Origin of the sequence: Acinetobacter stercoris (assembly GCF_900323515.1) — a bacterium.
Taxonomy (GTDB): Bacteria; Pseudomonadota; Gammaproteobacteria; order Pseudomonadales; family Moraxellaceae; genus Acinetobacter; species Acinetobacter stercoris.
In genome coordinates this window covers 1-14,613 of sequence record NZ_OOGT01000090.1, presented here as the reverse complement: position 1 = coordinate 14,613, position 14,613 = coordinate 1, and the positions used below count along the sequence as shown (strand labels likewise).

Here is a 14,613-nt window from a genome sequence, read left to right as displayed (position 1 = left end):
CAATATATTTTAATATTTTTTAAAAATTTCAGGATCATAATGAAAAAGATCATTGTAGCTATTACATTTTCAGGTTTATTTTTAGGTGCCTGTTCAAGTACCGTTCGCAACTACCAACCACAAAGCATAAATACAATTTCCAATGTAAAAATCAATCAAGTCCAATCTTCGCTTATCGGTGAGGCTATTATCGATCAAGGTAGTCAATCTGCTCTTTCGGATGCAATCAAACTCGATAAGAGTGTTAAATTAAAATTTGGTGGTTATATTTTATCTGAAGGTTATTATGCAAAAGTAGGTGAAGACGAATCTCGGGAATTTTACGCACCGTTTAATGGTTCTTTATCTGGACAAGTAAGTTCATATTCAAAACTCGTTAATGCAAAGAATCTGGATTCAATAATCATTGATAAAAAAACACAAAAACTTTCAACCATTACGGCAAATGTAAAATCCTATAGTTGGGAAAATGTTCCTTTTAGTCGAGAAAAAATTACTATTAATGGTACAAATGCTCCCTCTCAAAAGCTTTTTTATAACGGAATGAACAAAAATACTTTGAGTTTTACTTACATTACCTCAACAGGAAATGCAAAAGCATCAACTGAAAAAGTTGTTTTAAACTTAAATGAATCGCGTACGCTAAATATTCATGGTGCAGTAATTGAAGTTCTGAATGCAGATAACCAGAGGATACAGTACAAGGTTTTGAATAATTTTAATTAATAAAATACATTTATGATATTTAAAGGATGCCATATGCATTCTTTAAATATATTGTAAAAAATAAAAAAACTGAAATATTTATATAATTAACTTATTTATTTTTAATTTATTGTTTTTACTTGCTTTTCATCAAATTGCAATATCAAAATATAATGCTTTTTACTACAAATCGAATAAATATGCAGGATTTAACATGAATAAAAGAAAAGAGCACTTTAAAAAGATCCGGCTTGTCTCAATCATAGTCATGGGCATGATCATTTCCATACCATTAACAACTACTCATGCACAACTGCAAATACCTGAAAATGTACACATATCGCCTATTCAACTTTCTCAATTGACCTATAACCTTAAATCCAATCTGGCACAGCGAAATTTATCAAACAAAGAACTTAATTTATACCAACAGTTATATAGCATTGCGAATGACTCGAGCCAGCTTTATGATCCCGCCATTCAACATCCATCAGAACAATATGAAAATATTCGAAAAAAAATTCACCAGCAATTTGATACTGTAAAACAATTAGCAATTCAAACTTACGGTTCAAATGCTAACCAAAAAATTCTTTTAGCGACAAATGCCTTTATCTTGATGTATTACGATGCACTTAGCCGTGATAATCCCAAATTTTTCTGGCCTAATCTAGGTGTATTTGTGGCAAATGATGTACGCTCAAATTACGCTCTTACCTTTTCTTTATCTAATGCGTTAGACCCTTTGAAAATCAGTAATGATCAGGAGATTATTATTGCTGGTAAAAATATCCCGACACTTCAATCTATCATTTCTCATGCCAATCAACTTCTTATAGAAGGACAAGCCAATGTTATGGCAGATATAGGTGGATTGAGCATTTTACATCAACATTACGATTCATCATTGTTGGCTGAGAAGTTGGTAAATTATGGAACAAACTTACAAGAAGCCTTTAGACTACAAAAATTGGCTGATGACTATGCACAAAAAAATGGTATTGCAAATGCCCGATTTAAGAAATTAGCAACCGATGCTGCAATCACATTTGGCATCCACGAACAAGAAAAGATATTACAGCCGATGTGGGATAAACCGCTGATGCAAGAATTTGCTAAAATTAATGATTTCATGCTGACTTTAAGTATCGAAAATATTGGATTAAGAGGTGATATTTTTATCGGCGTGAATAAATTTAAACTTATATTAAGTCCCTATTTAATTATTCGGGCACCATATAATGCTACAAATCTAGCTTCACTTAATGACCGGATTGCAATTGCCCGAAATGGATTTACTGTCCTTAATAACTGGAAACAAAATATCTTATACTCATCCTGGATTCCGAGATATCAGACACAGATTGGTCGTGGCGAAGGATTATATGAACCTGTAGGTATTAAGTAAGTATAAAAAAAGCCCTGATCATTCAGGGCTTTGCATTTTAAAATTAGTTAAATGTTTTAAAGCGATCAGCATCGTTCATAAATACTTTGTCACCAGCTGGAGCTTCGATAGAACCAAATACCAGTTGCGCACGTAATTTCCAGTTTGCAGGAATATCAAAAGTCTGCGCTACTTCTTCATCAATGATTGGATTGTAATGTTGTAATGAGGCACCCAAACCTTTTTCTGAAAGTGCTGTCCAAACGGCAAATTGTGCAATACCTGTAGAATGTTCAGACCAAACTGGGAAATTGTCAGCATAGGCCGCAAATTGTTCTTGAAGACCTTGAATAACAGCTTGATCCTCATAAAACAACACAGTGCCATAACCAGCTGCAAAACTGTTAATTTTGTCATTTGTCGCAGCAAAAGCATCTTCAGGAACAAGTTTACGTAAAGTCTCGCGTACGATATTCCAGAATTTTTGATGCGAATCGCCATACAAAGTCACGGCACGACTTGATTGCGAGTTGAAAGATGATGGACTATGTTTAATTGCAGCAATAATCGTTTCTTCAATTTGTGCCTGATTTAAAGAAATGTTATTACCAATTGCATAAATTGTACGGCGTTGTTTGATTTGATCTAAAAATGACATCTTGTAATCCTTCTGTTTAACCTTATGGTCGTATTTCTTAAGATGAATATAGTCTATTAATTCAAACTAAAACTGTCAGCTTTATAAAAATAACAAAGCGTTCTATTTTTAAAACAATTTAAACTATACAAAAAAAGCATCCGTAAATGGATGCTTTAGAAAAAAAGATTTTTTTATTTTTCAGTTTCAAACAATGCTGCAACAAAAGACTTGGCTGAAAATGGTCGTAAATCATCTATTTTCTCACCTACACCGATGAAACGAATAGGTACATGTGTACGACTTGCAATATTAAATAGAACACCACCTTTGGCAGTTCCATCAAGTTTAGTAATAGTGATGCCTGTCAAACCTACAGCCTCATCAAACATTTCAACCTGATTAATCGCATTTTGTCCCGTTCCTGCATCGACAACCAGCATGATTTCATGCGGTGCAGTTGCATCAATTTTTTGCATGACACGCTTTACTTTTTTGAGCTCTTCCATCAGATTGCTTTTATTATGTAAACGTCCTGCCGTGTCAGCAATAAGAACATCTATTCCTTTAGCGCGTGCGCTTTCAAAAGCGTCAAAAATAACTGATGCACTATCGGCACCATGTCCCTGAGCAACAACAGAAATATTATTACGTTCACCCCAAATTTGTAGCTGTTCAGTTGCAGCAGCACGGAATGTATCACCTGCTGCAAGCATGACTTTTTTACCTTCACCCTGTAAACGTTTAGCAAGTTTACCAATCGTCGTCGTTTTACCTACACCGTTTACACCCACAACCAGAATCACATATGGATTTTTATTTGGATCAATATGTAAAGGTTTAACACGTGGTGCGAGTAAGGAAACCAGTTCTTCTTGAAGTGCTTTATAAAGTGAATGGGAATAAATCAAGTCTCCACGTGCAGTTCGTTCTGTCAAATTTGCAATAATGGTTTTAGTCGCATCGACACCAATATCGGCAACAAGCAGTTGCTCTTCAACCTCTTCTAGTAGCTCATCATCGATTTCTTTACCACCAATAAGAATGTTAACCATTCCATCCGTAAAACTTTTACGGGTTTTGGTCAACCCCTGTTTCATCCTGCTAAAGAAGCCACCTTTAGGCTGCTCTTCTTCAGTCCGATTAGATGATGTCGCTATTGGCTCTGGGCTTATTTCTGTTTTTGTTTCAACAATAGGCACATCAACGGCTGGTAAACTAGGTAAAGTGACATCGTCATCCCCGATATCCGCATCAATCAAAAATTTATTTTGCTGTTGTTGCATGCCGATTCCTTGAAAAGCATCGCGTTAAAAAAGAAAGAGTTTAACATAAATTCCTTTATTTGCGCTGTAAGTAGCTACCAATAAGAACAAACTAAAAAGCAACATGATTGTCTTGATTTAAGTTTTTTATTTTTGAAAAATAGATGTGACAGATGTGAATCAACCAGGGCGACGTGTGCAGCTTTTAAGACAATTTTTCACTAAATTATTCTCCTATTTATCTCGAAATGCACTTAAGCTCGGCTTGATTTGCCTTGGTTTTCAGTACTCAACAGCCCATGCTGAGACAGTCAGTCAACTCACTCGTACAACGTTTGAAACAACTTTAAAAAATGGCTTAAAAGTAATTATCCGCGAAGATCATCGCTCACCAATTGTCATGACACAAATCTGGTATGCTGTTGGTAGTGGTGATGAGTCTGGCAATTTATATGGTATATCGCATGCACTTGAACATATGATGTTTAAAGGTACAAGCAAAGTTCCAAATGATGAATTCACCCGTTTAAGCCGAATTTATGGTGGAAGTATCAATGCAGCAACTTACACCAACTATACCTATTATTATCAACTTTATCCTAAAAAATATTTTCCTTTAGCGCTTGAACTAGAAGCAGACCGAATGACTAACTTGGTTTTAAAACCAGGTGATTTTCAAACTGAAATGAAAGTTGTTATGGAGGAACGTCGTCAACGTACTGACGATAATCCCCGTAATCTGGCATTTGAACGTTTTAAATGGATAGCTTATCCAACCAGTCATTACCGGCAGCCTGTGATCGGCTACATGAAAAATCTGCAAAATATCAAATTGGATCACCTGAAAGATTGGTATAAACAATGGTATACCCCTAACAATGCTACACTTGTAATTGTTGGTGATATCAATGCAGAACAAGCGTTACAACAAGTACAAAAATACTTTGGTCATATTCCACAGAAAAAAACACCTGATCGTAATGATGTACTTGAATACGACCGTGTTGGTTATCGACATATGGAAGTTTCATTGCCCGTTCAGGTGCCAAATCTCTATATGGCCTGGAATGTTCGCTCTTTAGTTACAGCAAAAAACCCACAAGATGCTTACTCACTAAGTATTATCCAGGCTTTACTAGATGGTGGAATTTCATCAAGACTTCAGGATCGTTTGGTTCGTGGACGAAAAGTCCTGACAGCAATTAATGTTAACTATGACCCTTATAATCGAGGTGATAGCCTGTTTACGATTACAGCCATACCAGCAGATAGTGTCAGTTTTGATACAGCACAAAAAGCTATTGAAAAAGAAATAGATAAATTTAAAACCGAGCTGGTTGACCCAACAGATCTGGAAAGAATCAAATCCAACTTTGTTTCCAACCTGATCTACAGTCAAGATGACATCGCAGGTCAAGCTAAAATGATGGGTAATCTTGAAGTTAATGGTCTCAGTTATCGCTTGATGGATGATTTGCCCAAGCATTATGAGAAAGTAACAGCTCAAGACCTTCAACGTGTCGCAAATGCATTTTTCGTCAAAGAAAACCTTAGTACATTATATCTCTCACCAATCCCTGAAGACCAGCAACCATAGGTACTGTTATGAATATAAAAAACAAAGCCAAGGTGTTTGCCTTTTGTTCACTCATTACAGTAGTTTCTCATGCTGATGATAGTAGTACCAGCCCGCATATCGACAATCGCAATGATATTGAAAATCCAGAAATGGAAACTGATACTGGCAAACCGAGTGCAGTTGCAAAATTACAGAGCCTTAAAAACTTATCACATAAACAAAATATCCAAGCCCCCTTTGTCCAGGAACTTGATAATCAATACAAAGTGCGCTCACTCTTTGTTGAAACCCAGGATTTGCCAATTATTGATATTCAATTAACTTTCAATGCTGGCTCAGCACGTGATCAAAGTATTTCAAGAGATCTGGCAGGTCTTGCCAACATGACAGCAAGACTATTACCTGAAGGAACAGAAAAATATACAGCAACTCAAATTGCGACAACCTTTCAGCGCTTAGGGGCACGTTTTAGCGTCAATGCTTATCGTGATATGTTTGTCATTAAATTACGCGTATTATCTGATCCTGAAAAACTAGAACCCGCATTAAATTTATTGCTTGAGATTATTAATCATGCAACATTTAACAGTGCAGGGTTAAATATGATCTGGAACAATACTAAAGTCGGTCAAAAGCAAATTCTTGAAAATCCTACTAGCATGATGAATATTGCTTTTTACCGAGCCTTATATGGGGAACATCCATATGCTGAACCAATCACTGGAACTCAAGCTAGCATTCGCAAAATCACAACCGATGACCTCAAGAACTTTAAAAATACTTTTTTAGTCGCTCAAAATATGAATATTGCCATTACTGGTAAACTTAATTCAAAACAGGCGACAGATATATCCAACAAGATTGCAGGAAGTTTACCTCAAGGCAATAAAGCACTCTCATTACCTATTGTTCAAGAAAAGACTGATTTCGACATTCATTTTATCCCATACCAATCCACCCAGGCAGCAGTGATGATGGGACAATTGGCAATTTCAAAAGATGATCCTGATAAAGTGGCTTTAGATATTGCCAATCAAATGTTTGGTGGTGCAAATTTTAACTCTATGCTGATGCAGGAATTACGTGTTAAACGTGGTTATACCTATGGAGCCTATAGTAGCCTCACAACGCTCCAATCCCCTGGTATTTTCAGTTTTAATTATTCAACTGAACAGAATCAGTTACTGGAAAGTATTCCTGTTGCATATCGTGCATTGATGAATTTTGTTAAACAACCAATTAATAGAAAGCAACTTGAAGAAACCAAAGCAGGAATGCTGCGTGCTTTTCCAATGAATTATAGTAGCAACTCCAGCATTAACTCCCAAATTTCTTCTATTGGATTTTATGGATTACCTGCAAATTACTTAACTCAATATCAACAACAATTACAATCTACAACAGCTAAACAGGTACAAGATGCCATTAAAAGGCATCTACATGCGGATCGTTTAACTCTTGTTATCGTAAGTAAAGAGCTTGACCCAGCGGCATTGAAACAACAATTGCTCGATGAATATAACAATACAAATCACAGTTCCGTGAAACCAACTAGCGCTGGTAATCATTGATATTTAATGCAGGATACTTTTTAGTATGCACTTTTTCAAAATGACGAGCATGCATCAAACGGAAATAATCCACACGATGGATAACACTCTGTTGTAATAATTGTTTTGCCATTTGTTGCGTTTCTGGATAAGTTGCCTGATAAGATAAATCCACCACCTTTTGATACTGTTGAACCTGAATTGGACGAGCTAACGCAAAAGTAGCAAGTACAATAATAAAAATAATAATCAACACAATCAAAGCATTTAAAAAGTATTCAGGATGAAACTGAGATTTTAAATTTAGAATTTTTTGTTTAAAAATGAGCATAACCAACCTCGATTCAACTATTAGTTTAATCGTGCTCATCAAAAAAATACAGCTTAATATGATCTGAACTGTAGCAAACCACAGTCCAGACCTGGAAATAACTTATACAATTGCTCGAATCACAGCAAAATAAAGGATCAAGGCGATAATAATAAGAGCTAAAAATACTGCAAACAGGCTTACTCCACTTTCAGCATGCGCTGGATGTAAATCATCGTCGTCTGCTATTCGCCGTAACTCACCATCGTAGATTCGATAAAAACTGTTCTTCATATCTTGTGGTAAATTACGAGTAAAATCATAAACCCGCTTTCGCTGTGCCAGACAATAATCCCCTAAATGTATTTCCTGATGAAAAATCGCTTCATCTAGCTGTTTTCTATGAAATTGGGCTAAAGCAATGATTTGATTTGCTTGCGGAGGTACATCAAATTCAAATCCATCAATGGAAGTTGTCATTTTGCTCTCCTTTTGGTATAATTGTCATATACATATTAATAAAAAATAAAACTGATTAATGTTTATTCGTGTAATCTTACACATGTACCCAGATTGCAGAATTTACTTGACAAGTGACGTAATTTGTAATATTAGTTTAACATTACTTAGATAGATTAGTATGTAGACCTAAAGGTCAAAGCAATCATAATTACAATAAGGAGTTTAATATGATTCAACAATTCTCTCATCAAGACTTAGAGCATGTATATGCAAATGCCGTGAATACAATCCAATCAGAAATGAATTTTGTAGATGCGGTTAAAGAGTTAGAAAGTGCAGCACGTGCTGGTCACGGTAAAGCAGCGATGTTTTTGGCAGAACTTTATTATCAAGGTTTCCGTGTTGAACGCGATTCGCTAAAAGCACAATATTGGCAGAAAATGGCCACAATGCAAGCATAATGGAACGTCACTTAGGTGGCGTTTTTTAATGCTTAATTTTCTTGTTTAATAATTTCTTACGATTTTAATCAAAGCACCAACTGTACTTTTCCTAGAATTTCATACAATAGGATCAAGACCAATTAGACTAGTGAATCATGAAAAAGTTTACTCAGTTACACCCGATCTCAAAAGATTTAACCATCAAAATATCAATTTTAAAATCAATGATGTATTGTGGCGTTTTATGGGGGCTTTACCATCAAGGCTGGGCTATTAAATCAGAAAATAATGATTTCATATTTCCCTTTTGGTTAAACTCGATACAAGCACACCGTTATGCCAAAATTCACTGGCCTAACTATAGTCCTCGCAAAATCACACCCAAGGATTTTGAAGAAGCATTATTACCTACACTAACTCGGCTAAATGTGACGCCAGCGCTATTTAACTCTTCAACTCGCAAGTTTAAGTTATCGACATTGCAAATGAGGCAGTTTTTTTTCTCTTCGCATAATTTTGTTGCAGCTTAATAGCAAAAAAATGCTGCAATAATGTGCAAATATTCTCTAAATCATATTTTTATGACTGGAAAGTATTTGCTTTCTGCCGAAATAGAGCTTATTTATTAGAAAACAACATAACAACGAACCAGGAAGAAAAGATGACAACAGTAGCACAAGTTCTTCAAGCAAAAGCAGATCAGGAAACTATATCTATTGACCCTCAAGCAACCGTTCTAGAGGCTATTTCACTTATGGCCACTAAAGGAATTGGTGCCGTACTGGTTCTTGATGGTGAAAAAGTTGTCGGCATCCTTTCCGAGCGTGATTACACAAGGAAAATCGCATTAATGCAGCGCTCATCGGAACAAACACTTGTTTCAGAAATCATGACTCCTCATGTTATTACAGTTCAACGTAACCATACCGTTGAAGACTGCTTGGCACTGATGACTGAGCGTCATCTTCGACATTTACCAGTCGTTGAAAATGAAAAGCTCATTGGTCTAGTTTCCATTGGTGACCTGGTTAAAGCAGCGATGGAAGATCAAAAAAAACTGATTGAACAATTACAACAATATATTTCAGGTTAATTATTTTCATATAAAAAGACTGCTCCAGTGAGCAGTCTTTTTTGAATTAAAATCTGTTGAGGCTCATAGATATTATTTAAAGGTCACTTCTACAATTGCCGTTGCAGAAAACTTCCCAACTGCAGGCGCACTACTCAACTGGATCAATCCCGCATCAAAATTATTTGATGCAACACCGTTATTAATCGTTGCAAGATCATATGGTGTATTTAATATCAAAGGAACAGTATCATTTTGTTTAAACAATTGAATGGCAATATCCTTTCTACCAGCAGGTAAAATAGTATTACCATTTAGTGAATTAGTCGTTGTGAAGCTCGCAACCAATACCTTTCCATTACACAATCCACCTGTGTCCGATTTTGTTAGATCAGCTTTGATATTAAAACTTTTTCGTCTAATAATTTTATTTAAATCAGTAGTACGCGTAACGATTTTACCGAAATCAACAATATTGCCATTTGTACCTGTGACATTAACAGTAACTTCGGGATTACATTGCACAAATTTAATATTGTTTAAGCCTGAAATATAAAGATTAAAGTTTGAGTTCGCTGCTGCATTTAAACCACCGACACCATCTACTTGAAAAACACTATATGTTCCCGAGTTTGGAATTTGACCATTTGCTGGTGGACTTGCACCCGTCGCTTTAACATAAATGCCATACTTTACGGTTAATGATTGTGGTGTCGCACAAATGCGCCTACTAATACCAATATTACTACAATTTTGTGTTGTCGCTGGTGGTACGGTACCTGCGCTTAAAGGAATTCTTTGCCCTTTTACCAATGGGTAATCTACGCCATTAATCGTTACACCGACTTGGATTGATTTATCAATATTTGGCATCTGAGTTTGCGGATCCCAATATAAATATGCCATTTCCCCTGCTGATTGATTATCACTATCAAAGCAAGTAAATGTAGTGGTATAAGTCTGTGAACGCCATAATGTTGTTCCTGGAACAGTTATGCCTAATGGAACCAGAATTTGCTGACTGATTTTTTCAGTCTGTGTACGTTCTTTACTACTCCAAGCCGTCAAACCACTACCCTTAAAACATGATAATGCCCACGAACTTTGTGCCAGGCAAATAAAGAGAATAAATCCAAGACTCTGTAATAGCCATTTTTTAAAATTCATCTTTATTTCCTCTATTCGCATGTAATATCTGCTTCTGTATAGCCTATAGACTTGCTGTCCAGTTCTGGAACTTTGAAACGGCATTGTTCTGTCGCATCATCTCCCCAGCGTGCTATTAACTCTTCTCCTGATTGAATTGCCACAATATATGCAGCACCATCAGTTCCTACAATTCCCAGATTTTTGTTAGCTTGATTGTAGATCGTTGTACCGAGTGCCACATTTTGTCCATTTACATGATTTAAATGTGCCAATATATTTTGCCCGCGAGATACATCAAACCTGACTTTAATGATAGCGTCTTTGGTTGGTACGATATCCCGTTCAACAGTTTGGTCTATGTTGATATTACTGCCCAAGTCTTCTGCACGCAGCGCAATACGGTTACGTCTATATGCATTACTTGCGTTAATCAATGCATAACCATTTTTACCAATGACAAGTCCTGGCTGATTCTCTATGCGTACACCTGTAGCACCCTTTGCTTCAATCAAGATTGGAGTACTGGTCATTTCACGACCAAAAACCATTCCACCAGAATGTACTAAAACACCACCACGTAAATTGCCAGAAATTTGTTGATAGTTATCACTGTAGCTATAGCTGGCATCAGCATCTGCATGACTACCTTGATAAGAACCGTTTAAGTAGAAACTTTCTTTATTTTGTTCAGAATATCCAGTCTGAGCCTGAAGCTGTAAATTCTTGTCCTTCAAGAAGTTACCAGAAACACCAGTTTGTAGCATTGAACCAGTTTGCTGATTGTATTGATAAGAGGTTGTTGAAGTATAATTATGAGGATTCTTATTAGACTTACCTAAAGGTACAGTCATATTCAAACCAACAGAATAGTCCGATTCGATAAATTGGCTTTTATTCTTTTGATAATACAATCCAATTGAAGCACCTTTTATATAAGTATTATATCCAAGCTGCCAACTGCGCTGACTTTGTCCAGCATTCCAATAATCAATATTACTCAAGTTGGCATATAGTTGACCAAACCTTCCCAGACTTTGGCTCAGGGCAACTTGTACCTGATTCTTTTTATTATAGTAATTACTACTATAATAATAACGTCTACGCTCATCATCAGTTAAAGTATTGACCTGATCATAGTTCGGCATAAGATAGCTATAACGATAGTGATCATTTTGCCATTGTGAACGTTCAGCTACAGCATCAGCAAAATCATAAAATCCACGGGTTGAATAACGATAACCAATTACCTTAAAGTTAGTCCCATAAGTATTCAGGGATTTGGAATATAAAAAGCGGTAACTGGTTCCATCTGATGTTCCACCAGAAGCCAGTTTATTATTTGCATAAGTTACATCAGCAGAAAATGCACCTATTTTCCCCAAAGACAATCCAAGACCAAGTCCAGCAGACTGATAGTGAGCATCAGCTATAAGCAACCCACCATAAGGTGTAATGGCATTATTTAATCCATATGCAACTGTTGCCTTGCCGAAATATGGTTCATAGTCATTATCATAATTACCTGTACGGTAACGCCCTGCCGTTATCTGATATTTCCATCGTCCTGGACGCAGCATATTAGGTACAGCAGAATAAGGTTGTTTAAATTCTTTGATTTGACCATTATTTTCTATGATACGGACATCAAGATCACCACTATCATTGGCTGAAACAATATCCTTGATTTCAAATGCACCAGGTGCAACGTTAGTACTATAAATCACGTAACCATTTTGACGTACTTCAACGATTGCATTTGTTGCAGCAACACCTCGTACGACAGGAGCATAGTTTTGGATACCATAAGGAAGCTGTAACTCATCACTACTGAGCTGAATCCCTCTAAAGCTAAAACTATCAAATACATCACTATTGGTATATGCATCACCCAGTTCCAGGCGAGACTGCCAAGGTAAAATATCTCTTTCTAATTTATTGGAAATACTCTGCCATCTATCTTTTGAACGGCTTTGCGATGTAAATGAAGACTGATTACGATAACGCCATGCCCCAAAATTAAATCCGCCATTTAATAAGGCATAAAAATTATTAAAATCATCGCCACCATCATTCTTAACATGACTACCACTAAAATTATAATTTAAAACTGCCGCAGTAATCCCCTGATTATAAAGTTTTTCTGGGATATAACCACGTGGACGATACTCCAAATTAATCTGAGGAATAGATAAATCCAGACGTTGCAGACCCGCATCAAAACTTACATTCGCATTAGGGATAAGTTCTGACAACAAAACACAAGCCTTATCCTGAACAAGAGAGTACTGTTCCTGCTTCAACAGGATACCATAATCACTTAAATATTCAGGTGTTATACAAGGCCTTACTTTATTATGATCTTTATAGAATTCAATAACGCGATTATCAATTTGCTCTTGGTTTAGATAAACAGCAAATTGATATCTGCCAGGCATAATGTCATAACCCTGCTCTACTGCTTCAAGGCTTGCATCATCAGCTTTCTGATCACCCATACTTAAAAACGCTGCATTAAATTCAGTATCCGCATAAGCGAGATGAATAGCACTGGTTAATGCAAGAACACTACATTTCAAAGTACGGCGTAGAGTACGTTCTTTGATTTTCATAATTATTTAGTCATCACCGAAGAGATTGTTGTAGCGCCGCCGTAATCATTAATATAGGTATAAGTAATTGATTTAACATTACCTGAAAAATTATTCAGTACGGTGATCGATTGATACGGAGCAACCAGATCTTCATTTAAATCACTATATGTCTTGCCTTGAGCATCCTTAATCACACCGATCGTGACATGCAAAGGACTCGCATTTTTAACCTTTAGCTGCTTACCTTCCTGATACCACTGTAATTGATGAGCTGCTTCATCCAGACTTGTTTTAATTTGCTTTGGACGATAAAAAAGCTTGAGTTTAGAACGTATAGCGATTTGCAATACATTATCTTGCTCTGGTTTAGGTGGAATTTCCTGAATATTTATCCAGAGGAGGCTTTCTCGATCTGTTGGTAGCCCTTGACCTGAATAGATAAAGCGCAATATTGATTCTTTGTCAGACTCGATTTTAAGTAGCGGTGGAATCACCACCATAGGAATTTTTTGCTTGCCTTGAGCATCTTTAGTCGCACTTAACCAGGTTTGCACCATATATGGCTTATCAGAATTATTTTTTAAACTTAATGTTGCAGCCGAGTTTTCCGAATTATAGATAACACGGGTTGCCTGAGCTTGTATTGCCGCATTAGCCGATGAACACAACATGAAAGCGTATAATGTTGATAAAGCTAATAATTTTTTCCCAAGTTTCATAACAACCCCTGTTATTAAAATTAATCTATATAAATCTTATTTATATTCGATTGAGAAGTTTGCTACAGCATTAGCCTGACCTTCAGTTGCCGCACCTGTTGCTTTATAAAAAGCTTTCAAATCTGCAACACCATTACCTTCAGCATCGCTTGTAAAAGCATAACCATCAGTTAATGCCTTATTTAATGGAACAATTTTGTTGTCAATACCAGTCACTTGGATACCAACGTTAGTTGCACCACCAGTTACTGCAAGAAGATCAGAGTTCGCATCCGAATCTACGGCTGTACCATCTAAGCGTACTGTGTAGCTACCAGCATCACAGTTTGCTACGTTGATTTTGAAAGTTTGTGGAGATGTAGTTTGACCAGCAGAAGCTAAAGCTGTAGTTGGCCATTTACCCAATTGCACAGTAATGTTTTTGCTATCGCTTTTTACATCACAAGCACTTTTCACAATTTCACCATTAAAGGTAACTGTGCCATTTGCTGCTGATGCTTGTTGAGCAACAGCAGCAGATGCGATAGCTAATGCAGATAAAAGAATTTTGCTTTTCATGAGAATGTTCACCTGTTACACAAAAAATTATTTTTTAACAAAAGTGAAATGATTTGTTGTCATTTCTGTATATTTGCGTGATACATAATACTTTTATTTCACAAAAATGCAAACTATTTCACACTTTTTTTTAATTAAACACTAATTAATTCTTATTTTGTCGGTTGAACAGGTTTTTAATACTAC

15 protein-coding genes are annotated in these 14,613 nt (G+C 36.2%); 7 read left to right on the top strand and 8 right to left on the bottom strand.

All coding sequences use genetic code 11. From position 1 onward, the window contains the following. The coding region (locus KPC_RS10695; RefSeq protein ID WP_213065893.1) for a hypothetical protein at positions 1 to 726 on the top strand (726 nt) is incomplete at its 5' end. Between the two features lie 193 nt (positions 727 to 919). Further along, positions 920 to 2,113, top strand: coding sequence for a hypothetical protein (locus tag KPC_RS10690; protein ID WP_121974366.1), 1,194 nt, complete (start codon positions 920 to 922; stop codon positions 2,111 to 2,113). A gap of 43 nt (positions 2,114 to 2,156) precedes the next feature. Here KPC_RS10690 and KPC_RS10685 read toward each other — a convergent pair whose 3' ends face one another. Then, on the bottom strand, positions 2,157 to 2,750 hold the full coding sequence (locus tag KPC_RS10685) for a nitroreductase family protein (RefSeq protein ID WP_121974365.1): 594 nt from the start codon (positions 2,748 to 2,750) through the stop codon (positions 2,157 to 2,159). 173 nt (positions 2,751 to 2,923) lie between these two features. After that, entirely contained in the window at positions 2,924 to 4,015 is a 1,092-nt protein-coding gene (gene ftsY, locus KPC_RS10680) for a signal recognition particle-docking protein FtsY (RefSeq protein ID WP_121974364.1), read from the bottom strand. Positions 4,016 to 4,259: 244 nt separating this feature from the next. Between ftsY and KPC_RS10675 the strand changes: the two genes are divergently transcribed. Together KPC_RS10675 and KPC_RS10670 are read left to right on the top strand one after the other, a co-directional pair. Next, entirely contained in the window at positions 4,260 to 5,591 is a 1,332-nt protein-coding gene (locus KPC_RS10675; RefSeq protein ID WP_228212229.1) for a M16 family metallopeptidase, read from the top strand. 8 nt (positions 5,592 to 5,599) lie between these two features. After that, entirely contained in the window at positions 5,600 to 7,144 is a 1,545-nt protein-coding gene (locus KPC_RS10670) for a M16 family metallopeptidase (protein ID WP_407641986.1), read from the top strand. Here KPC_RS10670 and KPC_RS10665 read toward each other — a convergent pair. Further along, complete coding sequence (locus KPC_RS10665; RefSeq protein WP_121974363.1) at positions 7,125 to 7,454, bottom strand: hypothetical protein; 330 nt, start codon at positions 7,452 to 7,454, stop codon at positions 7,125 to 7,127. The genes KPC_RS10670 and KPC_RS10665 overlap by 20 nt on opposite strands. A gap of 102 nt (positions 7,455 to 7,556) precedes the next feature. After that, positions 7,557 to 7,913, bottom strand: a complete 357-nt coding sequence (locus tag KPC_RS10660; protein ID WP_121974362.1) for a hypothetical protein — start codon at positions 7,911 to 7,913, stop codon at positions 7,557 to 7,559. 209 nt (positions 7,914 to 8,122) lie between these two features. On the opposite strand from KPC_RS10660, the gene KPC_RS10655 reads away from it, so the two are divergent. The 3 genes from KPC_RS10655 to KPC_RS10645 all read left to right on the top strand — a co-directional run bounded on the left by KPC_RS10655 (position 8,123) and on the right by KPC_RS10645 (position 9,431). Next, the gene (locus KPC_RS10655) at positions 8,123 to 8,356 is read left to right on the top strand and encodes an SEL1-like repeat protein (protein ID WP_121974361.1); all 234 of its coding nucleotides are present in this window, start codon (positions 8,123 to 8,125) and stop codon (positions 8,354 to 8,356) included. Between the two features lie 137 nt (positions 8,357 to 8,493). Next, positions 8,494 to 8,868 (top strand): DUF2750 domain-containing protein, encoded by a 375-nt coding sequence (locus KPC_RS10650; protein WP_121974360.1) that lies wholly within the window; start codon positions 8,494 to 8,496, stop codon positions 8,866 to 8,868. Between the two features lie 131 nt (positions 8,869 to 8,999). After that, positions 9,000 to 9,431 (top strand): CBS domain-containing protein, encoded by a 432-nt coding sequence (locus KPC_RS10645; protein WP_121974359.1) that lies wholly within the window; start codon positions 9,000 to 9,002, stop codon positions 9,429 to 9,431. Between the two features lie 72 nt (positions 9,432 to 9,503). Here the strand turns inward: KPC_RS10645 and KPC_RS10640 are convergent, their stop codons facing one another. Genes KPC_RS10640 through KPC_RS10625 form a run of 4 tightly spaced genes read right to left on the bottom strand, consistent with a single transcriptional unit; the run spans position 9,504 to position 14,427 of the window. Further along, on the bottom strand, positions 9,504 to 10,577 hold the full coding sequence (locus KPC_RS10640; RefSeq protein WP_171334468.1) for a fimbrial protein: 1,074 nt from the start codon (positions 10,575 to 10,577) through the stop codon (positions 9,504 to 9,506). A gap of 11 nt (positions 10,578 to 10,588) precedes the next feature. Further along, positions 10,589 to 13,168 carry a fimbria/pilus outer membrane usher protein gene (locus KPC_RS10635; RefSeq protein WP_121974357.1) on the bottom strand — a complete coding sequence of 860 codons (2,580 nt, stop codon included), beginning with the start codon at positions 13,166 to 13,168 and terminating at the stop codon, positions 10,589 to 10,591. A 2-nt stretch (positions 13,169 to 13,170) separates the two neighbouring features. Continuing rightward, the gene (locus KPC_RS10630; RefSeq protein ID WP_121974356.1) at positions 13,171 to 13,869 is read right to left on the bottom strand and encodes a fimbrial biogenesis chaperone; all 699 of its coding nucleotides are present in this window, start codon (positions 13,867 to 13,869) and stop codon (positions 13,171 to 13,173) included. A 36-nt stretch (positions 13,870 to 13,905) separates the two neighbouring features. Then, the gene (locus KPC_RS10625; RefSeq protein WP_121974355.1) at positions 13,906 to 14,427 is read right to left on the bottom strand and encodes a fimbrial protein; all 522 of its coding nucleotides are present in this window, start codon (positions 14,425 to 14,427) and stop codon (positions 13,906 to 13,908) included. Between the last annotated feature and the right edge of the window lie 186 nt (positions 14,428 to 14,613).